General features: G+C 44.5%; 20 protein-coding genes. 10 read left to right on the top strand and 10 right to left on the bottom strand.

All coding sequences use genetic code 11. The features are described from left to right. The first annotated feature begins 2 nt into the window (after positions 1-2). Genes ACE1CD_RS03365 through ACE1CD_RS03345 form a run of 5 tightly spaced genes read left to right on the top strand, consistent with a single transcriptional unit; the run spans position 3 to position 8,833 of the window. Entirely contained in the window at positions 3-587 is a 585-nt protein-coding gene (locus tag ACE1CD_RS03365; protein ID WP_374821618.1) for a COP23 domain-containing protein, read from the top strand. Beyond that, the gene (locus ACE1CD_RS03360) at positions 587-1,864 is read left to right on the top strand and encodes a WD40 repeat domain-containing protein (RefSeq protein WP_374821615.1); all 1,278 of its coding nucleotides are present in this window, start codon (positions 587-589) and stop codon (positions 1,862-1,864) included. Before ACE1CD_RS03365 ends, ACE1CD_RS03360 begins: the two co-directional genes overlap by 1 nt. Beyond that, positions 1,836-3,509, top strand: coding sequence for a trypsin-like peptidase domain-containing protein (locus ACE1CD_RS03355; protein ID WP_374821613.1), 1,674 nt, complete (start codon positions 1,836-1,838; stop codon positions 3,507-3,509). The genes ACE1CD_RS03360 and ACE1CD_RS03355 overlap by 29 nt, the downstream gene beginning before the upstream one ends. Further along, a complete protein-coding gene (locus ACE1CD_RS03350; RefSeq protein ID WP_374821610.1) occupies positions 3,506-5,524 on the top strand; it encodes a trypsin-like peptidase domain-containing protein in 2,019 nt (672 codons plus the stop codon). The genes ACE1CD_RS03355 and ACE1CD_RS03350 overlap by 4 nt, the downstream gene beginning before the upstream one ends. Before the next feature lie 54 nt (positions 5,525-5,578). Continuing rightward, positions 5,579-8,833, top strand: a complete 3,255-nt coding sequence (locus ACE1CD_RS03345) for a tetratricopeptide repeat protein (RefSeq protein WP_374821607.1) — start codon at positions 5,579-5,581, stop codon at positions 8,831-8,833. A 148-nt stretch (positions 8,834-8,981) separates the two neighbouring features. Here ACE1CD_RS03345 and ACE1CD_RS03340 read toward each other — a convergent pair whose 3' ends face one another. Then, positions 8,982-9,182 carry a hypothetical protein gene (locus ACE1CD_RS03340; RefSeq protein ID WP_374790609.1) on the bottom strand — a complete coding sequence of 67 codons (201 nt, stop codon included), beginning with the start codon at positions 9,180-9,182 and terminating at the stop codon, positions 8,982-8,984. A gap of 80 nt (positions 9,183-9,262) precedes the next feature. On the opposite strand from ACE1CD_RS03340, the gene ACE1CD_RS03335 reads away from it, so the two are divergent. Next, entirely contained in the window at positions 9,263-9,769 is a 507-nt protein-coding gene (locus ACE1CD_RS03335; protein ID WP_374821604.1) for a thiol-disulfide oxidoreductase DCC family protein, read from the top strand. 24 nt (positions 9,770-9,793) lie between these two features. On the opposite strand, the gene ACE1CD_RS03330 is transcribed toward ACE1CD_RS03335, so the two are convergent. From ACE1CD_RS03330 to ACE1CD_RS03320, 3 genes are all read right to left on the bottom strand, one after another. Next, positions 9,794-10,252: a DUF29 domain-containing protein gene (locus tag ACE1CD_RS03330; RefSeq protein WP_374821601.1), complete on the bottom strand. Its 459-nt coding sequence runs from the start codon at positions 10,250-10,252 to the stop codon at positions 9,794-9,796. 24 nt (positions 10,253-10,276) lie between these two features. Next, positions 10,277-11,770, bottom strand: a complete 1,494-nt coding sequence (locus ACE1CD_RS03325; RefSeq protein ID WP_374821598.1) for an aldehyde dehydrogenase family protein — start codon at positions 11,768-11,770, stop codon at positions 10,277-10,279. A gap of 114 nt (positions 11,771-11,884) precedes the next feature. Next, positions 11,885-12,424, bottom strand: a complete 540-nt coding sequence (locus ACE1CD_RS03320; RefSeq protein ID WP_374790601.1) for a hypothetical protein — start codon at positions 12,422-12,424, stop codon at positions 11,885-11,887. Between the two features lie 123 nt (positions 12,425-12,547). Between ACE1CD_RS03320 and ACE1CD_RS03315 the strand changes: the two genes are divergently transcribed. Beyond that, complete coding sequence (locus ACE1CD_RS03315) at positions 12,548-13,384, top strand: DUF1838 family protein (protein ID WP_374790599.1); 837 nt, start codon at positions 12,548-12,550, stop codon at positions 13,382-13,384. A 627-nt stretch (positions 13,385-14,011) separates the two neighbouring features. Then, positions 14,012-14,158 (top strand): hypothetical protein, encoded by a 147-nt coding sequence (locus ACE1CD_RS03310; RefSeq protein ID WP_374821595.1) that lies wholly within the window; start codon positions 14,012-14,014, stop codon positions 14,156-14,158. Positions 14,159-14,210: 52 nt separating this feature from the next. On the opposite strand, the gene ACE1CD_RS03305 is transcribed toward ACE1CD_RS03310, so the two are convergent. The 3 genes from ACE1CD_RS03305 to ACE1CD_RS03295 all read right to left on the bottom strand — a co-directional run bounded on the left by ACE1CD_RS03305 (position 14,211) and on the right by ACE1CD_RS03295 (position 16,539). Then, entirely contained in the window at positions 14,211-14,447 is a 237-nt protein-coding gene (locus tag ACE1CD_RS03305) for a 2Fe-2S iron-sulfur cluster-binding protein (RefSeq protein ID WP_374790595.1), read from the bottom strand. A gap of 68 nt (positions 14,448-14,515) precedes the next feature. After that, entirely contained in the window at positions 14,516-15,991 is a 1,476-nt protein-coding gene (gene cobQ / locus ACE1CD_RS03300) for a cobyric acid synthase CobQ (protein ID WP_374790593.1), read from the bottom strand. A 137-nt stretch (positions 15,992-16,128) separates the two neighbouring features. After that, positions 16,129-16,539, bottom strand: a complete 411-nt coding sequence (locus tag ACE1CD_RS03295) for an Npun_F0494 family protein (protein ID WP_374790591.1) — start codon at positions 16,537-16,539, stop codon at positions 16,129-16,131. 198 nt (positions 16,540-16,737) lie between these two features. Here ACE1CD_RS03295 and ACE1CD_RS03290 point away from each other — a divergent pair, with 198 nt between their 5' ends. After that, entirely contained in the window at positions 16,738-17,175 is a 438-nt protein-coding gene (locus ACE1CD_RS03290; RefSeq protein WP_374821592.1) for a peroxiredoxin, read from the top strand. Between the two features lie 32 nt (positions 17,176-17,207). On the opposite strand, the gene ACE1CD_RS03285 is transcribed toward ACE1CD_RS03290, so the two are convergent. The 3 genes from ACE1CD_RS03285 to ACE1CD_RS03275 all read right to left on the bottom strand — a co-directional run bounded on the left by ACE1CD_RS03285 (position 17,208) and on the right by ACE1CD_RS03275 (position 19,721). Further along, on the bottom strand, positions 17,208-17,597 hold the full coding sequence (locus ACE1CD_RS03285) for a hypothetical protein (protein ID WP_374821589.1): 390 nt from the start codon (positions 17,595-17,597) through the stop codon (positions 17,208-17,210). A gap of 18 nt (positions 17,598-17,615) precedes the next feature. After that, complete coding sequence (locus ACE1CD_RS03280) at positions 17,616-18,503, bottom strand: ABC transporter permease (RefSeq protein WP_374821587.1); 888 nt, start codon at positions 18,501-18,503, stop codon at positions 17,616-17,618. Between the two features lie 198 nt (positions 18,504-18,701). Further along, positions 18,702-19,721, bottom strand: coding sequence for an ATP-binding cassette domain-containing protein (locus ACE1CD_RS03275; protein WP_374821585.1), 1,020 nt, complete (start codon positions 19,719-19,721; stop codon positions 18,702-18,704). A gap of 229 nt (positions 19,722-19,950) precedes the next feature. Between ACE1CD_RS03275 and ACE1CD_RS03270 the strand changes: the two genes are divergently transcribed. Further along, positions 19,951-20,559, top strand: coding sequence for a CHRD domain-containing protein (locus ACE1CD_RS03270; RefSeq protein ID WP_374821583.1), 609 nt, complete (start codon positions 19,951-19,953; stop codon positions 20,557-20,559). Positions 20,560-20,640 lie beyond the last annotated feature (81 nt).

Genomic DNA, 20,640 nt, shown 5'->3' with positions numbered 1-20,640 from the left:
TTATGAATAACGCTGCTTTGTTGCCTCAATTATGTTCTGCGTTAGCGATCGCCTTTTTGAGTGCATCTACCCTCACACCCCCCAGTCGCGCTGAAGCCGGCAGCACCAACACCACCAACGCCACTTTCTTCTGCGGCACCAGCAACGGCGTCCCGGCAACTATGGCCCGCACGCCACGCGGAGAAATGCCGATGATTCTCTGGAATTCTCCCACAATTGTCCCATCGGGCGATACTCAAAAACAGTGCGAAGATGTATCGAATCGGTTACAGAGTTATTACAATAACGGCACTTTCAAATACATCACCACTAGGAGAATGAACGGTCAAACCGTAGCTTGCGTTGCAGAGCAAAATAACGATGAGGCAACTTGCAGTGGCGACCCGTTATTCGCTCTCAACATACCCCCTCAAACTAAACCGGCAGACGCTCTACAAGGTATATTTCGCATCAGAATGGCTTCTGCCAGCCCTATCATGGAAACTTCCAAACCCGTTTATATTAGTCTGGATGAATGGTTACAGGGTAAGTATCCGCCAACGGGAAGCAATACCCGTCGTTCTCAATCTAGAAATAATCCTCAGTAATGGCGATCGCAAAATTTAGCTGCGGTGCAATTATCTTATCTGCTCTGTTGCAGTGTAGCAGTTACCAGAATTACCGCGTTTCATTAGACATCTCCAAAAATTCTTGTGGGGTAGGCATCCTGCCTGCCTTTGAGATTCTTTTCTGGAGAGGTCTATTAGGTAATTCTGGTCGTCCGATTTGGGATTGTGGGTCAGTTTGTTTTGTTTCCATCTCCCAGATCGATCCGTGGACAACAAATCCAAAATCCTGTCTTGGAAAGGTCGGCATCGTGACGGGAAGCGGAGCCATTCCGATCTTGGGGTCTCCCCAAGTAGAGGACATGGCGTCCAAGACGCCGACTTTCCGCAAAATCCAAAATCCAAAATCGATCGCTCTGAGGCATTCCCAGTACCCAGTTTATGCGATCGCCTTCATTCCCCGCAGTCAAATTCTCGTCAGCGGCGGATACGATGACCTAACCAAAGATGGACGTGAAGGTACGATCAAGCTGTGGGATCTGAAGAATGGCCAACTCCTACGCACTCTCAAAGGACATACAGACCAAGTGCGTGCGATCGCGATCAGTCCTGATGGCAAAATATTAGCTAGCGGTAGCGACGATAAAACGATCAAACTGTGGAATCCAAACACCGGACAGTTGCTGCGTACCATTACCGGACATTCCGACTCGATTGCTGCTGTCGCCATCAGTCCAGATGGAAAAACTCTAGTCAGCGGTAGCTTCGATAGCACCATCAAAATTTGGGATTTGCAAAGCGGACAATTGCTGCGTACCCTCACCGGACATACCGATCCAGTGCAGTCGATCGCCTTCACTCCCGATGGTACAACCTTAGCAAGTGCCAGTAACGATAAAACCATCAAACTCTGGAATCTTCGTACAGGACAATTGCAAAATACCCTCACCGGACATACCAATTTTGTGTTGTCGGTTGTCATCAGTCCCGATGGTACAACCCTAGCAAGTGCAGGTTATGACAAAACTATTAAATTGTGGAATTTACGCAGCAACAAACTGGAAAATATTCTCAAAGGCCATGCCGACTTAGTACCTGGTATCGCCATCAGCCCGGATGGTAAAATTTTAGCCAGCATCGAAGGAAGTTGGGACAACACCGTCAAGCTGTGGGATTTGCATAGTGGCCAATTCCTGGGCGACTTGCCAGCACACAAAAGTAATGTTGTCATTAAAGGAGAGTCGATCGCCTTCAGTCCTCAAGGTAAGATGCTAGCAAGTGGCAATAACGATGGCATCATTGAAATTTGGCAATATTGATATGAAATTTTCCTTTCCAGACCTAGCAGTGGCGATCGGTGCAGCAGCAATTGTGGTAATACAACCTCAAATTGCCGTACCGCAAGAACAACAATCACTTAATGATAAAGCCATTGGCGAAATGGCTAAAGATGTCACCGTTTTGATTAACGGCCAAAATCCCGGTTCTGGCGTGATTATTGCCAAACAAGGAAACACTTATTTTGTCCTCACTGCCAAACACGTTGTTGCCACTCAAGATGAATACGAAATATTTACTTCCGATGCCACAAAATATCCGCTTAACTACGCCAATGTCAAAAAATTACCGGGAATCGATTTAGCGATCGTGCAGTTTACCAGTAATAAAAATTATCGCGTTGCCGAGTTAGGTGATTCCGACAAAATAAGCGAAGGTGCAACAGTTTATACAGCCGGGTGGCCTCGTCCCGGACGTGCCATCGATCGAGCTATTTATCAAATTACCAAAGGCAGCATTTCCGGTCGTCCGTTACAAGCATTAGACGATGGCTACGGTTTGGTTTATACTAATATCACTCGTGCCGGAATGAGTGGTGGCCCTGTTTTAGACGCACAAGGGCAAGTAGTTGGCATTCACGGCAGGGCTGACGGAGAACCTATTTTTAATCCGGAAACTGGCGCAACAGTAGATGTCAAATCTGGTTTTAATTTAGCAATTCCCATCAACACATATTTAAAATTAGCGCCAGGGGCAGGAATTAATTTAGCTTACTTGGGAGATAACTTTGTTGAAGCTAACAAGATGGCAGGACATTCAAACGCCATAAGTTCTGTCGCCATCAGTCAGGATGGTACAATCTTAGCTAGCGGCAGTATGGATAATACCATTAAAATTTGGAACAGAAGTACTGGCAAAGAATTGCGTACTCTCACCGGGCATACAAACTATATTAATTCGATCGCCATCAGTCCAAATGGCAAAATCTTGGCTAGTGGCGCTAATGATGCCACTGTGAAAATTTGGAACCTGACTAACGGAAGATTGATAAATAGCCTTCCAGGAGATAAAAGTTATGTCAGATCTGTTGCTATAAGTCCCGATGGAACAATTTTAGCTAGTGCCAGTGCAAATGATGCAAATATCAAAATTTGGAATCTGCAAACTGGCAAATTACTGCGTACTCTCACCGGACATCGCAATTATGTTAATGCGGTTGCTTTTAGTGCAGATGGCAAGACTTTGGCTAGTGGCAGTACGGATTTAACCATCAACATTTGGAATCCGAACACGGGAGAATTGCGGCAAACTTTGAAGGGACATACCAATTGGATCGCCAGCGTTGCGATTAGTCCTTTCGGGCAAATTATCGCCAGCGGTAGTGCTGACAATACGATTAAAATTTGGAACGCAAACACCGGAGAAATATTGTATAATTTACAAGCACATTCTGGGGTGGTGAGAGCAGTGGCGATCGATCCCAACGCACATATCCTCGCCAGCGGTAGTGATGACGGAACAATCAAAATTTGGAACTTGCACAACGGTCAACTACTGCATACTTTGCCAGTGCGGAATCAGCAAGGACAAATTGCGTCAGTAAATTCTTTGGCTTTCAGTAATGATGGGCAAATTTTGATTAGTAATGGTGGTGCTATTTTAAGGATTTGGCAGGTGAAGCGATGAAATATTACGATCGATTATCGTCGGCAATAATTGGTGCAGCAATAGCGGTAATGCAACCGCAAATGGTAGTGCCGCAAACATTGGACGAACAAGCGATCGCATCCCTTGCCAAAGAGGTAACTGTTGTGATTAACGGTCAAAATCCCGGCAGTGGAGTAATTATTGGTAAGAAAGATAATACTTATTATGTGCTAACTGCCAAGCACGTTGTCGCTACACGAGATGAGTATGAAGTTTTGACTCATGACAGCACAAAACACGCCCTCAACTATAGCACAGTGAAAAAATTGCCAGGGGTAGATTTAGCATTAGTGCAATTTACCAGTAACCAAAATTACCGCGTTGCCGAAATAGCAGATTCGGATACGGTGACAGAAGGTGCAACCGTTTATACTGCTGGTTGGCCGCATCCGGGACGCGCCATCACGGAACGAGTTTATCAGATCACAACAGGCAAAATATCGGGTCGATCGCTCAAACCGCTAGAAGATGGCTATGCTTTAATTTATACCAATATCACTCGATCGGGGATGAGTGGTGGCCCGGTTTTAGATGCCCAAGGGCGGGTAATTGGCATTCACGGACGAGCGGAAGGAAATCCGATCGTCGATCCCGACAGCGGGCAAACAATTGATATCAAATCTGGCTTTAATGTGGCAATTCCAATTAAAAGTTTTTTGGAAAATTCAGCGATAACAGATATTCCACCCAACTCTACTTTTGCTCCTCTTCTATTAGCTTGGGGAGAAAAGATACATAAAGAAAACCAAATTAAAGCAGCAGCAGATTACTATCAAAAAGCGCTTTCACAGGATGCAAAATTAGGCTCTGCTTCTTTCTTGTTAGGTTTAGCTAAATACGAATTGGCAGATGTAGAAGGAGCAATTCGTTCCTGGCAAACGGTTGACCCGAAAGCTTATTATTACGGTAAAGACGTGCGTATTCCATTAATGCAATTAGCGCTGGCGGTAGCAACTTATGGAAAGGGCGATCGACAAGGTTGTTTGTCAATAATGAATAAGCTCAATAAACCCCATGAATTCTTAATCGAATTTGAGAAGTTAAAAACGCAACTTTGGGGCGATCGCTTGCTGGCAGATACAAAAAAAATGATGCCAGAATTCTTCCCTAACAAAACAATTGAAGCTGACTCCAACGTAAATGCAGTTGCAATGACTCCCGACGGTCAAACTTTAGCGACCGGTCATGATGACAAAACTATCAAATTGTGGCAGGTCAGCACAGGTAAATTGAAAAGCGCTCTTACCGGACTTTCTGCTTCAGCTTCTACCTTAGCCATCAGTCCAGACGGTGAAATTTTAGCTGCTGGTAGTAGCGATCGTAGCATCAAATTATGGAGCCTTCGCACAGGACAATTGAAAAGCACACTTAGCGGACATTCATCTGACATACTTTCTATTGCTTTCAGTCCAGATAGTCAGACTTTAGCTAGTGCTGGTGACACTGCGGTGAAACTGTGGGACGTGGGTACGGGTCAAATCCAAACTACTTTTACGGGCGATAACACGCCAGTGTATTCAGTTGCGTTTAGCCCCAACGGTCAAACTTTAGCTAGTGTGAATAGGCGCGGAATTATCAATCTGTGGAACGTCAGGACAAAGCAACTTAACAGTACCATAAATAGTGGTTCTGTCCGCACGATCGCTATGTTTTTATTTGTCGGTTTTAGTTCGGACGGTCAAACTATAGTTAGGAGGAAAGGCGATATTATCGAATCTTTAAATATTGGCAACCAACAGGTTGTCAAAACTATCCAAAACAACAGCCCTAACTATTTTACCTTTTTGTTAAAAGATGGGAAACATATGATTACTCAAAATTTTGATAGAACTTTCAAAATTTGGGATGTCGCCACAGGAAAAGTGCAGCGCATCCTTTATGGAAACAGTTACATAGATAATCGGCAGAAGATGACTGCTATGAGTTCGGATGGAAAAACTTTAGCTAGTGCAGATCGGCAGAAAATTTGGATTTGGAATTTGTCCGATCGCTAAATTTTATATATGTCAAAAATAACGCGATATCAAACATTTTTTTAATTAAGCCAGATGCACCTCCGCCTTCATTACTTAATTGCGATCGCTTCTACTCTGGTACTTGCTATCCCAGCGACACCGTTGACTCACAATGCAAGTGTCACAGCACAGATTTCTGTCACAAATACAAAAGTGGAAGCAGACCGACTATTTCAACAAGGCGTCGCACAATTTCGTACAGGTGAATTTCAAGCTGCATTGCAAACTTACCAACAAGTTCTCATCATTCGCCAAAATTTTAAAGATAAACTGGGTATTGCTGAAACACTCGACAAAATCGGCGAAGTTTATACCAGTCTTGGCGATTACGATAAAGCAATGGAAAATTTGCAGCAAGCTTTGACTATTCGTAAAGAACTTGACGAAAAAGTTGGTATTGGCGAAACACTCAACAATATTGGTTTTGTTTATCGTCAATTAGGCGATTATCCCAAAGCTTTAGAATTGCATCAACAAGCTTTAGAAATAGCGAAACAAATCGGTAAGCGTGTAGTGGAAGGGGAAGCTTTGCACAATATAGCTGCCCTTGCTGCTGCCCAAGGCGATTATAACAAAGCATTAGAATTATACAAACAAGCTTTAGCAATTCGTCAGGAAGTTGGAGACAAACGCGACGAAGGACGCACGCTGAATAACATCGGCGGCGTTTATTCCAGCTTAGGCGAATACGATCGCGCTTTGCAATACTACCAGCAAGCTTTGGCAATTCGCCGCACGATTAATGATAAAGCTGGTGTGGCGCGTCTCCTCAGCAACATCGGCTTAGTTTATCGTCAATTAAGTCAATATCCCCAAGCGCTAGAATACTATCAACAAGCTTTACCGATTCTACAAGATATTGGCGATAAAGCCAGCGTTGGTACTACTCTCAATGGCATTGGCGTTATTTATGAAAATTTAGGTCAATACGATAAAGCTTTAGAAGTATATCAACAATCTTTGGCAATTGCGAAAGAAATTGGCGAGAAAGTTGGCATTGGCAACACTCTCGATAACATTGGCGGCATTTCTTACAGTTTGGGGAAATATCCGCAAGCGCTACAATATTATCAGCATGGATTGGCGATTCGTAACGAAATCGGCGATAAAGCTGGTGTGGGAAACTCTCTTAACAACCTTGGCGGCGTTAGTTTTAATTTAGGTCAATATCCCCAAGCTTTAGAATTTTTGCAGCAAGCATTGGCGATTCGGAAAGAAACGGGAGATAAGGCGGGGGAAGGTCGCGCTTTAGATGCGATCGGCATTATTTACGAAAGTCAAAACCAGTATACCAAAGCCCTACAATATTATCAACAAGCTTTAGCAATTTCCCAACAAATTGGCGATAAAGCAGGCGAAGGAGAAGCCCTGACTCATATTGGCGGTATCTATACCAAGTTCCGAAATTATTCGCAAGCTCAACAATTTTTGCAACAAGCATTAGCAGTGCGTCAACAAATAGGCGACAAAGCCGGAAAAGGTCGCACGCTTAACAGTATCGCAGGCGTTTATTACAGTCAGCGCAATTATGCCAAAGCATTGGATTTTTTACAACAATCTTTAACAATTCTCCAAGAAATAGGTGACAAAGCGGGCGAAGGAATAGCTTTTAGTAATATCGGTTATCTGTTAGAAAAACAACAGCAGTCAACCTTGGCAATTATTTTCTACAAGCAAGCCGTTAATCTTACCGAATCTATCCGCAAAGATTTAAAATCCCTGTCTATAGAACAGCAAAAATCTTTCACAGATACCGTTGCCGATACCTATCGTAGATTAGCCGATTTGTTACTCAAACAGAATCGCGCTGACGAAGCACAACAAGTTCTTGATTTGCTGAAAATACAAGAAATAGCAGAATATTTGCGAAACGTTCGGGGAAACGATCGCACAGCGCAAGGCGTCGATTTATTGCCCCAAGAAAAACAAATTTCGGAAAAATATTTTCAAGTTGTGCAATTGGGTAAAGAACTCGCACAATTACGCAGTATACCAGAGGTCGATCGCACACCCTCCCAGCAACAGCGAATTGCCGAATTAGAGAGAATTGAACAGCAACAAAAAATAGAATTTAACGAATTTATCCGCAGTCCGGATGTCGTGGCGCTGGTACAAGAGTTAAATCGGGAAACAAAGGGGGAAAACCTAAATTTAGATAATCTCAATATAGTACAGCAGAACTTACAGAAATTGCCAAAACCATCTGTATTGCTATATCCTCTTGTTTTACAAGACCGTTTGGAATTAGTGCTGGTAACGCCTGATTCTGGGCCAATACATCGACCTGTGGCAGTAAAAAGGCAGGAAATAGAAAAGGCGATCGCCCAATTTCGCGAAGCTTTACAAAACCCAGATTCAGATGCTAAAATACCAGCCAAGCAATTATATAACTGGCTCATCAAACCAATCGAAAAAGAAATCGCAGACAGCAAAGCGCAAACAATTATTTATGCGCCTGACGCACAACTACGGTATATTCCTTTAGCAGCTCTTAATGATGGCAAACAGTGGCTAGTGCAGCGTTTCGCGATTAACTATATCACCGCCGCAAATCTAACCGATTTCAAACCAAAATCACCAAATAATCCCCGCGTCTTAGCAGGTGCTTTTACCACAGGAAACTACAGCGTTCCGATTGGAAATCGCCAACTTAATTTCGCCGGACTGCCGTTTGCAGGTCGCGAAGTAAACAACCTGGCAGCAACAATCAACAACACCATTATATTATTAGATACTGCCTTCAGTCCCGCAGCAGTTCTTCCCCGTCTCAACGATTACAATATTATTCATTTTGCCACTCACGCTGCCTTTGTCACCGGTCAGCCAGAAGAATCTTTTATCCTATTTGGTGATGGCAGTCGCGTCACCCTTCGCGATGTCGAAACTTGGTCATTACCCAATGCAGATTTAGTAGTACTGAGTGCCTGCGAAACTGGAGTAGGAAAACAATTGGGAAACGGCAAAGAAATACTCGGTTTTGGTTACCAAATGCAACGAATTGGTGCTAAGGCCGCGATTGCCTCCTTGTGGTCAATTTCCGATGGCGGTACTCAAGTTTTGATGAATGCTTTTTACGCAGGATTGCAAAAAGAAAACATCACAAAAGCCGAAGCTTTGCGACAAGCACAAATCGCTTTAATTACCGGAAATTCGACAGCAGCAGTAAGCGAAGAACAGAGAGGCATTGCCGTCCGCGCAGTCTCTCAGGGTAGTGCATCGGCAGTTAGCAATCGTCTCAATCATCCCTTTTATTGGGCACCTTTCATTTTAATTGGGAATGGGTTTTGACTTTTGACTTTTAACTTTTTTTCAACGCAAAGGAACGCAAAGGGAAACGCAAAGGAACGCAAAGTATTGGTATCGCTAAATTTGGCTCTTATCCTTCACCTCTTCTTGGCGTACTTTGCGATTACCTCTGCGTTCCTTTGCGTTTAAATTAGATCTCTGCCAACAAGTCGGCAAGAATCTGCAAAGCAACCTGAATTTGGTTGCTGTCAATCACTAAAGGCGGACAAAAACGAATCGCCGCTTGACCGCAACCTAACAGCAACAAGCCTTTGTAGAAAGCATCATCTACAATTTTATCTCTTAATTTGCCATCTAGGTTAGCTTCTTCATCAAGGAGATCGATCGCCACAACCAAAATAGTGTTAAGTTATGTAACATAGTTACTTGTATCTGTTTCTCCTCGCTTGAGGAATAAATTCACTGATGCCTATGTCCTCGTCAAAAACTCAGTTTCCCGAATCCGTTCCAGTCGCGACCCCATCTCAATCCTCTGCATCCTGGCAAATCGAGCTGCTGTACGACGGAGAATGTCCGTTGTGCCTGCGAGAAGTCAATTTCTTGCAGAAACGAGACGCGGGTCGAGGTCTGGTAAAGTTTACCGACATCGCCGACAGCAGCTACACCCCGGAAGAACATGGCGGTGTTGATTTTGAAACGGCGATGGGACGAATTCATGCTGTACTTCCCGACGGTACTGTCATCAAAAATGTGGAAGTTTTTCGTCGCGTTTACGAGATTTTGGGGATGGGATGGATTTATGCGGCGACCGGGTGGCCCATTATTGGTGCGATCGTCGATCGGCTGTACGAAATTTGGGCTGACTGGCGGCTTAAGCTGACCGGAAGACCTGACTTAGCAACAATTGTAGCTCAGCGCAATAAGGGCGTTGAATGCCAGACAGACGGGCGTTGTAGACTGAACGAAGATGACAATTAATTTTAGCCATGCGATCGGCAATTTTTAATCGGGAAAGAAATCTTCGTCAAGAATTTGTGCGGGGGTAAAAGGCGATTCGCGAGGAAATGTATCTAGTGGCAATTCCGTTTCCTCAGCAGCTTGTTTTCTAGCTTTCTGATAAGCTTTATCAAAAATTTCTAGACAATACTCTCTCAGACTGGGGCTCTCCTCAAAGGCATCTTCCAAGCGGATGCGATGTTCTACAATCGTGTGACGCCAACTTTTAGAACGTTTTTCTGACTGATATTTGTACTTTAACAAGTGCATCAAAAGGACGCGCAAATTACTTAGCAATGCCCGCTTTTGGCTACCGCTCATATCTTCAACTTCTTCGATGAGATGTTCCAAATCGATTTGGCCAAATTTTCCAGCCTGCAAAAGTTTTGCCGTTTCTTCTGCCCACAAACAAAAGTCGCGATCGTAAAGATTGGCGGTTTGATTTTCCGGCTGAGATACAGTCATATCGCAATACCTCTTACAAATTATTTAATGATTATCGATTTGGGCGCGTTGCAAACGACCGGAAAAATCTACATAAACACTCTTCCATTCCGAAAAAACATCCAAAGCAGCAGTCCCCGCCTCCCGATGTCCGTTACCCGTTTGCTTGACACCACCAAAAGGTAAATGCACTTCCGCACCGATGGTTGGGCCATTAATATAAGTAATCCCAGCCTCGATATCACGCATTGCTTGAAAAGCGCGGTTGACATCGCCAGTATAAATCGATGAAGATAAACCATAAGGCGTGTCGTTGAGTATTTTTATGGCTTCTTCAAACGAATTAACTTCAATTAAAGATACGACAGGGCCGAAAATTTCTTCGCGGGCAACGCGCATATCTGGAGTAACATTATCTAGAATCGTCGGCTCAAAGAAAAAACCATATTTTAAATCACCTATGTTGGCTATCTTGCCACCAATTAACACCTTTGCTTTCTCAAAATGAGCCACTTCTAAATAACCGCTAACTCGCTGAAGCTGAGCGACATTTACCAAAGGCCCTACATTGGTATTCGGGTCGATACCAGCACCGAGACGCAACTTGGCAGTCCGCTCTACGAGCATCGAAGTAAACTTATCTTTGATATCCCGATGTAAAAGCAGGCGACTTGTCGCCGTGCAACGCTGACCGGTTGTACCGAATGCTCCCCAAACTGCACCTTCCAAAGCTAATTCTAAATCCGCATCATCCATCACAATTTGGGCATTTTTGCCGCCCAATTCCAAGCAAACTCGCTTGTGAGTGCGCCCGCAAGTAGACCCAATTTCTGCACCTGTTTGGGAAGAACCGGTAAAAGATACCAAGTCAATATCGGGATGTTCGGTTAAAGCTTTTCCTACTTCCGAACCAAAGCCGTGAACTAAATTTACTACCCCTTCTGGAAAACCTGCATCGTGGAATATTTGGATTAAAAAACTTGCACAAGCAGGCGTATCTCCGGCAGGTTTGAGAATAATTGTATTGCCGCATACTAATGCCGGTAGCGCTTTCCAACATGGTATGGCAACCGGGAAATTCCACGGCGTAATTAAAGCGCAGACTCCGATGGGCATCCGCACAGTCATGGCGAATTTGTTCGGCATTTCCGAAGGCGTTGTTTGCCCGAACAATCGGCGACCTTCTCCAGCATAATAAAGGGCGCAGTCTATTCCTTCTTGTACATCTCCACGCGCTTCTGCGATGGCCTTGCCCATTTCCCGACTCATCAATTGAGCGAGTTCTTCTTTGTGCTGAATTAATAACTCTGCCACCCGATAAATATATCCTGCACGCGCTGGTGCTGGCACGAGACGCCATTGACGATAAGCATTGCGGGCGGCTTCTACTGCTGCATCTACATCTACCGCTTCCGAACGCGGAAATGTGGCTACAAGTTGTCGCCAGTCCGCTGGATTGCGACTTTCTAAAGTTGCTCCCGATTTGGCTGGCAACCACTGTCCGTTGATGTAATTAAGGCAAGTTTTAGGAGTAGTCATTTTGGATTTTAGATTTTAGATTTTAGATTTTAGATTTGGGCATAAGGTATGGGAGAGGGAAGAAATTCCAATTTTGACTTTTGACTTTTGACTGAGTGACTTTTCCTAGTCCCTTTAGTCAGGTACAACTTTTTGTAGTGCCTGACTGATTAATTCTCGTTGTTCGCTATCGTAGCCCCACCGTTCGAGAAAACTTTTGTATTTTCCTGCTTCGTTGGTGACACTTTTGAGTATTTCCCGGCAGCACGAGTATACTTCAGGAATATCGATCAGTTTAATCAGATGCGATGTGCGATCGCGCACTCTCTCGCTAGACTTTGCCATCTCTTCGTTACCGTTGCGGCGATGGCTAAGTGCTGTTGCGGCAGACATCGCTACATTCTTCGCCAATAATTCTGACACGGTATCCGGATGCGATCGCAATGCCCGCACTACTTCCTCTGTTGGATTATCTCCCCCACTTGCCTCAGATGTCAGGTAGGTGACAAAAAACCCTCTCGCACCATTTTCCGTTTTAACTAACTCTGAAACTACCGTTTCTATCTCTGATGGGGATATTTCACCCCCTGCCATCTTCTCGACAACATCGTAACTCAGAGCAATCGCCTGCTCAAACGTTACATCTGAGGGAATTTTTCCAGAAGATTCAACCATTTCAACCGCCCGTTATCAATAATGCCGCGTTTTCCCCAATTCTAACTAAAGATAGTTGTTTTTTGCCGGGTTTTCACCTAGCCTTTAGTGTAATTCTCACATCTAGTTATTTTGGTATAAAATATGATTTTAGCAAAATCAACTATTACCGATGAGCAATTTGTCAAGGTACGTTGCAGCACTGACGGCAGAACTCACTACTTTGAAGCTACGGGTGCTATGTATGCCCAACCTATAGATGATGATGAGCCCCTGCACTTGTTTGATTTCCTGGGGGTGGATATCTCGCGTTGCCTTAAGGATGAGGCAACTTCGCGCTGGACATTGGTGAGTCGGAAAATTACTCTTTATCTAGACACTCAAACTGGTGAAATTTTAAAGTCTTGGCAAAATCCCTGGACTGGTGAAAAACTTAATGTTTTACACCGTTCATACGATTACCAAGAGTTCTTGGTTCCCGAAGAAATAATAGCTTATATAGCTCCAGAGATTTCTTATATATCCTTAGATTTCAATTTGAAATTGCCAAACCAGCTAGCAAGCTATCCTAAATATGCTGAATATTCTCCCGAAAAATATCTCCGAGCATCAGATTCCTATAAATTTATTTTTCCCACAAAGATGCTTGACGATGTGGCAGTTAGCTCTAGCACAAACAGATCTGTAGCCTTATCTTACTATCGCATGGGGCCTTGGGAACCTTGGATGAAAATGAAGGGAAAGCCGGGGTTTTTAGTTTTGAATTACACAGGCAGCAAAACAGATGTATTTGAAGAGTTACACCCAAGTATCAAAGAGATAATACAAGAACGGATGCCTTTATTTCGCGAAGCTCCTCCCTGTAGATTAGACCGTTCGATCGCGACAAGTTGGAGTCGCTTTGAAGAACAGTTCGATGCTTATTTACGAGGCGAAGAATTTCCCTTGCCAGCACCTATAATAAATGAGCCTTGCTTGTAGTGAGCATCTTCATAAATTTTGAAAAAACGAATCATTCCAAGGTAATTTTCCTGTCCCTGTCAACGCAGCCAAACCTTCCTGGGTCATACCTGAGCCAAGAAGGTCTGGGTGCTACAATGAGATATTATGAGAACACTCAACGTTTATCGCCAAAACCGCTATTATTGAGGATTCTTCCTCACCTTGGCAATAATAAAGTGAAGCAAGCGACAAAAACTCCACACCGTCTATGCAGTTAAGCAAGTACCGTTCGGACATCTACTGTCGCTTTTAGTTCGATGTCCAATCATGGGCTACAGCGGCATAAAACCCATCCAGTACTGTTTCTTTTCATTATTAAGAATAACTAACTACCAGCTTAAATTAGATCGTCCGAGAGGCGTAATTATACTCAGCCACTAGAAGTAATTACCTAGCCTGTAACTACAAAAAGAAGAGGTAGTTTATAAAAAAAATATAAAAAAATTGGATTTTTTAATTTAATAGAATAAAATATTTGTCGTGTCGGATAAAATAATAAAATTGTAGATTTTACTTTTTAAATTAGAGAAAAATATTTAATTTTTTATTTATAAAGTCATTCAGCAGTAAAAAGGCTCATTTGTGAGAAGCCGACAACTTTTGAGTATGAAATTGGACGGTGAAGTACCTAAGACTGTGGCAATTCTGTGTGAAAAATATTTATACGAGCGCATCCCAGCCAATCCTACTTATAAAAATGGTGTGCTTGCTTGCGCTGCTGACACCAGAGAAGTCAGCCGAACTTCGCGGTAAAGGATCGAAAGTATTGACGCTCTCTCAAAACTTGGCTAGATTTCAACTATAGCTACCAAATCGGATCGCTAACCAAATTAATCGTTAACTCTTCCCGTCCCCCTGGCACCGCTGTGATGCAAGCACGAATACAATGACCGTTTTCTAGTTCTACCTCGCAAGCGTGACACGAACCCATCAGACAACCGGTGGGGATAAAAACGCCGGCGCGATCGGCAACTTCTAACAGCGGTTCTCCCACCGCAGCTTCCACAGTTACATTATCAGGTAAAAATCGAATTTTGGGCATCAGTCATCCGATTTGGGATTTGGGATTTGGGATTTGGGATTTGCTCTGCAATGAGCGGATGTAGTAACCTAATTACTAGGTAAAACAGGCGATAAATCTAGGTGAGCTTCCACAGCACTTGCCAGAGAATCTAATAAAGCTTCTCGCTGTTCCCGATAATTGGGAATGCCGTTAGGTAAAGCAGAAAGACCGCGTTGTTGCCGCAACAAATTTAACCAAGCGCGACGCCAAGGGCCGTTATCAAAAATTCCGTGCAGATATGTTCCCCACACAGATTGAGCCGGATCGACTATACCTAAATAGGGGTCATCGAACAAATATTCTGTTCCCTCCGTATCCAAAGTGCGCGTGCGTCCTTGATGAATTTCGTAGCCAACTACTGGTAAACCGGGTTGGGGATAGTGAGATGTAACTTGCCGCTGACGGGCAATTTTTTGTGGCACAATTGAAGTTTTAACAGGTAGAAGTCCCAGTCCATCGCAACGACTTTCCGAAGCACCCTCAATCCCTTCCGGATCGGCGACAACTTTACCTAGCATTTGGTAGCCGCCGCAAATTCCCATCACTGTACCGCCTGCTGCCACATAGTTTTGGATCGCTTCTGCCATACCGGTTTGCTTGAGAATCATTAAATCGGCGATCGTAGTTTTAGAACCTGGGATAATTACCGCATCTGGGTGACCCAAATCTTGTTTGGGGCCAATATATTTGAGGTTAACTGTAGATTCCGCTTCCAAGGGATCGAAATCGGTAAAGTTAGAAATTCTGGGCAAGCGAATTACAGCGATCGTCAGGTCTTTACCACTACCGCGATAGCGTCGTTCAAATAAATCGAGAGAATCTTCAGATGGAAAATGTTGGTCAATCCAAGGAATAACGCCAACTACTGGGATACCTGTGCGTTCTTCTAACCAACGTATACCGGGTTGCAGCAGACTTCGCTGTCCGCGAAACTTATTAATAACAACACCTTTGATCAAAGCTCGTTCTGTCGGTTCCAATAACTCCAAAGTACCGACAACGTGGGCAAAAGCACCACCGCGATCGATATCCACAACCAGTAATGTGGGAGCATTCAGATAGCGAGCTATCCGCATATTAGTGAGGTCGCGATGCTTGAGGTTAATCTCCGCCGGACTGCCAGCTCCTTCGCAAACAATTAGATCGAATTCCGAACCTAAAACTTGTAGAGATTCAGTAATAGCTTGCCAGCCAACTTCAAAATATTGATCGTAATACTCCAAGGCGTTAGCTTTGCCTACCGCTTTGCCTTTAATAATCACTTGCGAGGTCATATCGCCTTGCGGCTTGAGTAAAATCGGGTTCATCTCCACGATGGGAGAGATCCCGGCAGCCCAAGCTTGCACCGCCTGAGCGTGGCCAATTTCTCCACCGCTAGCCGTTACATAGGCATTCAGTGCCATATTTTGGCCTTTAAAAGGTGCTACCCGCCAGCCACGTCGCACTAAAATGCGACAAATGGCAGATGTGAGAAGAGATTTTCCAGCGTGGGACGTAGTGCCCACAACCATAATGGCTTTCATAAGGGAATGGGGCTAGGGGCTAGGGCTATGGGCTAGGGCTATGGGAAGAGAGTGGGGGAGTGGGGGAGCGGGAGACCGGAAGAATTAATATTTTTCCTATTCCCTATTCCCTATTCCCTATTCCCTATCCCCTAGCCCTAAAAGGGAAGTCGAAACCAACGATTTAAGGTATTGTAGATGCGATCGCTCAAGGAAGCAGGTGGTATGATGCCACCTCGATTCTGCCATTGTTCGATAATTTGATGTCCCAGCGGTGTGAGGCGAAAACTATTCGTGATACCTTGTCCATCCACCTCGCGTCGCAGTACACCAACTTCGATTAACCACAGCAGACTATTTTCAGCTGCCAACTCAGATAGGGGACGTCGCGTATATTGCAGCTTTTCTCCTGCCAAACCCACAATTTCTTGGAAATCCACGCTTCTAGAGCGCATTTTGATAAACAAAGGCATTTGGAAAGGCGAACAGCGTAGCGATCGCTCTGCCCGTTGTATGGTTTTTCTTGGATAAGAAAGCGATTTAGCGCTTAATTGCTTAACAGAAGTCATTGATAATGTCAAATGATACCGGACAACTACGCAGGGGTAGAAAAATTAGCATTCTAATTCGTTACTATCATAAGGCGCTTTCTTCACTTAGAAAGCAAACTGCTTGCGATCGGCTTGTCGGCCCTAACTGTAAAATCACGAGAGCATCAGCTACAATCCAAAGCGGAAACAATCTAAAACTAAAAGGAAACAGCATCTATGGCTCTATCAGTTGGTACAGATGCGCCCGCATTTACAGCAAAAGATACCAACGGCAACACCGTTTCCCTGTCTGACTTTGCAGGTAAAACGGTTGTTTTGTACTTTTATCCCAAAGACGACACTCCTGGCTGCACCAAACAAGCTTGTAGCTTTCGGGATAACTACGCAGACTACCAAGGTAAAGATATTGTCGTCTTAGGCGTCAGCAAGGACGATGAAGCTTCCCACCAACAATTTACCCAAAAGTTCAATTTGCCTTTTCCGCTTTTAGCTGACACCGATGGTGCCATCATCAAAGCTTACGATGTCGATGGTGGCGGTTATGCCAAGCGCGTCACCTACGTAATCGACGGTAGTGGCAAAATTATCCACGTTGATAGCAGCGTCAACACTTCTACCCACGCCAGCGATGTTCTGGCAGCAATTGGAGTCTAGCTAAGTAGGGTGGGCATTGCCCACCCTACTAATTAATTGGATTGGGTAGGTGGCGTGGTGACAGGAGCGGCAGAATTCCCCGGAACTGCTTGATTTTGTGGAAGTTGAAACCGTTCTCGCTGTTTGGCCCGGAACTGCTCCGCAGCATCATCGAGGTTTTGTCGCTGTTCGGTGGAGAATTCTTCTGGGCTGCGGTTTTGACCCAAATTAGCTCGGTGGATCAAGTCAAACACGCTGAAACCCTGACCTGTACCGCCTCCGTAAAACGAGCTATTATCATCTTGCCTTTGAAAATCCTGGGAAGGGTCGCGATCGAGTGTTTGTGCCAAAGTGGTTTGAGGTAGCCCAAAAGGAACTAGGGTAGTTCCTGCTAATAACCCCAGAACGATCGGAGTAAGCCGTTTAACTGAGACTTGGGACATCTTAAATTTCCTTTCTATTTAAGCAAATGTTCGCCGCAACAACGGTTGAATGGTCAAAAATGCCACCACGTCAAGTACTAGCAGCACTAGCAGCGCCCCACCTAATGTTACGGCACCCCAAGGAGCCTGCATCACTATACTATTAATTGCCCAATTGCTGTGCAAATAAATGTAGCGAATGGGCTCGATCGCATAACTGAGAGGATTGAGAGTAGCCACCACCTGCAACCATTTCGGCATAAAAGATAGCGGTGCCAAAGCGGTACTGGCAAACAGTAAAGGCAAGTTAGTCACAAAAATTACCGCGATCAATTCGATGTGACCGGGCAAAGCAAAAGCCAATCCCAAACTCAAACCGGTTACCCCAAACACCAGCAGCAAGAGAATCAGCGAAATTACAGCCAAACCCAACAAATCTGGCCAACCTGCACCCAGAAAAGCACTGGTAGCAATAATAGCTGCCGTTTGAATAGCGCTGAGGGTAACGATAAAGATAGCGGAAGCAAAGACGATCGAATACCGAGTCGCCAGAGGAGCAACCAATAAGCGATTCAGAAAACCGAATTCGCGATCGAACATCACCGGCAAACCCGCATTCAGCGCCCCGCTAAACGCAGTAAAAACAATCACCCCAGCCGCCAGAAACTGACCGTAATTTACAGTATTGCCAAACAAACCTTGCGGCGCATTTTGAAACAGCGCCCCAAACAAAATTAACCAAATCAGCGGTTGAATAACCCCAGCAATCAAAGTTGAGGGACGCCGCTGCAACTGAATAAACAAACGACGAGTTAAAGCCAAAGTTTCCTGCACAAGTTCGCCAAAGAAATTCGGTTCTGGACTAACCTGCACAGCTTCTGGCGGCAAAGTAACATTTGGTTTAGAAGGAGTTATCGTACTGCTCATATCGATTTTGGATTTTGGATGAGAGGATTTTGGATTAAAGCAATTAACAGCCTAACTTCAAAATCATGGTTAGAAATTAAACCTATCTGCGTTCCGAAGCGTTTATCTGTGCATATCTGCGGTAAAAATTACCAGAAACTGACTTTTCAGATAAGCTCTAAACCACAATCGAAGCGAGAAAATTCCCTCCGGCTTGTTTCATCTCATGTTGCGTTTTTTCTCAGCCTTCGGATCGCGAGTACCAGCTGCTGCAAGTTCTGCATCTGTCAGCGTTCTACCCGTCGCGGCTAGGTAAACGTCATCTAAACTAGGACGAGATTGTGCAATCCCAAAAGTAGGCAACCCAGCAGCTTGCAAGGCTTGCTGAATAGTTATTAAAGCATCGCTTTGCGGCGTGACAACCAAATTCAGCGAATTACCTTGAGCGCTATTAATAATCGCTTCTTGCACAAATGGCAGAGATTGCAACATCTGTTTGGCTTTCTCTGCTTCTTCGATCGGCGAAAACTCGCGGATGCGGAGAGTGATGCGATCGCCTCCCACCCTATCTTTTAACTCAGAAGGCGTACCGGCAGCAATTACTGCACCTTTATCGATAATCGCTACTCTGTCAGCCAGCGCGTCAACTTCTTCTAAATAGTGACTTGTCAGCACCACAGTCGTCCCCGCATCCCGCAGTTGGCGCAGGATATCCCACATTACCACTCGACTTTCAATATCCAAGCCAACCGTCGGTTCGTCCAAAACTAGCACATCTGGCTGATGCAGCAATCCCGCCGCCAAATCCAGTCGCTTGCGGATACCGCCGGAGTAAGTGCCGGTTTTTTTGTCTGCATATTCCTGCAAACCGAGCGAACTTATAATTTTATCAATTCGCTCTTCAATCAATTTGCTAGGTATGTGGTATAATGCCGCTTGTAATTGCAGCATTTCTCTACCGGTCAGCACCTTATCCAGCGCCACTTCTTGGGCGACGTAACCGAGTTTTTGGCGTGCTGCTTTGGGATTGGCGATCGCATCTATGCCCGATACCTCAATTTTGCCAGCATCGGGAGTCGCCAAAGTGCAGAGACATCTGATCGTTGTAGTTTTCCCCGCACCATTTGGCCCAAGCAGCCCAAAAATTTCTCCCGGTTCTACCTGAAAGGATACATCTTTGACGGCTTCAACCTTACCGTAACGCTTCTGGAGTTTTTCTATTAAAACTGCGGGAGCCATAGCTGTCCCAAATTTACAAATCTAAACAATCTTTAATTTTATTGTAGCGGGATTTGCGGTGCGATCGACATCGGCCTCGCTATTTTAGGCGCTAGGATTCCCAGCGTAGCCCAGAAAACAGCCTTCACTTTCTCAACAATTTGTTAGCATATCGCTTGCCTGGTTTACCATCAAATCTTCCGGATATCTATCTGATAAGCATGAATAATGGAAAAAAATCGAAGACGCAATGAAAATTATTATTGGCTTATTGATAAGTGCATTGTTTGCGCTTACCATCCTATTCAGTTTGCCCACTAATGCTCAAAACCAACGATTTGGAGACGACTCATTTACCGAGTACGAAGCCTATCTGCATCCTGCCCAAGAACTAGGCCCAGCATCGGGGTCTAAAGCCAAAGGTTACGGTCGAATCCGTTTCCCTCGCAATCTCAGTTCTGGTAATGTTAATGTCCAAATAGTTGGCATCGCTCCGGCGAACATTACTGCGTTTCACATCCATTGTGGCACGCCAGATGTCCTTGGCCCGATTATTGTTAATTTTGCACAGTTTGGTGAATTTAACAACACTGTTGTGAATGGCCGCTTCTCTGCTTCTATTACTAACGAAAAGCTAACTTTTGTGAAACAACCTCTTCCACCGCCTTCTCTCTCTACTAGACCTACACTTCCTCTACCTGAAGGTTGCCCTAGCGATCTCAATATTCCTGTTCAAGTTAATACCATTGCAGGTATGGAAGCTTTGGCTAGAAAGGGAGTCCTTTATTTCAACCTTCACACCAAGGGACATGAATTCTATGGCGAAATGCGAGGTCAAATCTATCCAGTAGAAAAGTAGCAATATCTTCAATACGTCAGTCAGTTAGCACTGTTGCAGATTTATGATAATAGTTTTCAAACAAACCCGGTTTATTAAACC

Source organism: Aerosakkonema sp. BLCC-F183, assembly GCF_041929145.1.
GTDB lineage: Bacteria > Cyanobacteriota > Cyanobacteriia > Cyanobacteriales > Aerosakkonemataceae > Aerosakkonema.
Note: the sequence above shows the minus strand (reverse complement) of the source record. Positions and strands in the feature narration are given on the sequence as shown.

What these genes read in the sequence shown, in the direction of transcription:
- ACE1CD_RS03365 (WP_374821618.1), top strand. Translation starts at nt 3, where the DNA reads ATGAATAACGCTGCTTTGTTGCCTCAATTATGTTCTGCGTTAGCGATC.
- ACE1CD_RS03360 (WP_374821615.1), top strand. Translation starts at nt 587, where the DNA reads ATGGCGATCGCAAAATTTAGCTGCGGTGCAATTATCTTATCTGCTCTG.
- ACE1CD_RS03355 (WP_374821613.1), top strand. Translation starts at nt 1,836, where the DNA reads ATGGCATCATTGAAATTTGGCAATATTGATATGAAATTTTCCTTTCCA.
- ACE1CD_RS03350 (WP_374821610.1), top strand. Translation starts at nt 3,506, where the DNA reads ATGAAATATTACGATCGATTATCGTCGGCAATAATTGGTGCAGCAATA.
- ACE1CD_RS03345 (WP_374821607.1), top strand. Translation starts at nt 5,579, where the DNA reads ATGCACCTCCGCCTTCATTACTTAATTGCGATCGCTTCTACTCTGGTA.
- ACE1CD_RS03335 (WP_374821604.1), top strand. Translation starts at nt 9,263, where the DNA reads ATGTCCTCGTCAAAAACTCAGTTTCCCGAATCCGTTCCAGTCGCGACC.
- ACE1CD_RS03330 (WP_374821601.1), bottom strand. Translation starts at nt 10,252, where the DNA reads ATGACTGTATCTCAGCCGGAAAATCAAACCGCCAATCTTTACGATCGC.
- ACE1CD_RS03325 (WP_374821598.1), bottom strand. Translation starts at nt 11,770, where the DNA reads ATGACTACTCCTAAAACTTGCCTTAATTACATCAACGGACAGTGGTTG.
- ACE1CD_RS03320 (WP_374790601.1), bottom strand. Translation starts at nt 12,424, where the DNA reads ATGGTTGAATCTTCTGGAAAAATTCCCTCAGATGTAACGTTTGAGCAG.
- ACE1CD_RS03315 (WP_374790599.1), top strand. Translation starts at nt 12,548, where the DNA reads ATGATTTTAGCAAAATCAACTATTACCGATGAGCAATTTGTCAAGGTA.
- ACE1CD_RS03310 (WP_374821595.1), top strand. Translation starts at nt 14,012, where the DNA reads ATGAAATTGGACGGTGAAGTACCTAAGACTGTGGCAATTCTGTGTGAA.
- ACE1CD_RS03305 (WP_374790595.1), bottom strand. Translation starts at nt 14,447, where the DNA reads ATGCCCAAAATTCGATTTTTACCTGATAATGTAACTGTGGAAGCTGCG.
- cobQ (WP_374790593.1), bottom strand. Translation starts at nt 15,991, where the DNA reads ATGAAAGCCATTATGGTTGTGGGCACTACGTCCCACGCTGGAAAATCT.
- ACE1CD_RS03295 (WP_374790591.1), bottom strand. Translation starts at nt 16,539, where the DNA reads ATGACTTCTGTTAAGCAATTAAGCGCTAAATCGCTTTCTTATCCAAGA.
- ACE1CD_RS03290 (WP_374821592.1), top strand. Translation starts at nt 16,738, where the DNA reads ATGGCTCTATCAGTTGGTACAGATGCGCCCGCATTTACAGCAAAAGAT.
- ACE1CD_RS03285 (WP_374821589.1), bottom strand. Translation starts at nt 17,597, where the DNA reads ATGTCCCAAGTCTCAGTTAAACGGCTTACTCCGATCGTTCTGGGGTTA.
- ACE1CD_RS03280 (WP_374821587.1), bottom strand. Translation starts at nt 18,503, where the DNA reads ATGAGCAGTACGATAACTCCTTCTAAACCAAATGTTACTTTGCCGCCA.
- ACE1CD_RS03275 (WP_374821585.1), bottom strand. Translation starts at nt 19,721, where the DNA reads ATGGCTCCCGCAGTTTTAATAGAAAAACTCCAGAAGCGTTACGGTAAG.
- ACE1CD_RS03270 (WP_374821583.1), top strand. Translation starts at nt 19,951, where the DNA reads ATGAAAATTATTATTGGCTTATTGATAAGTGCATTGTTTGCGCTTACC.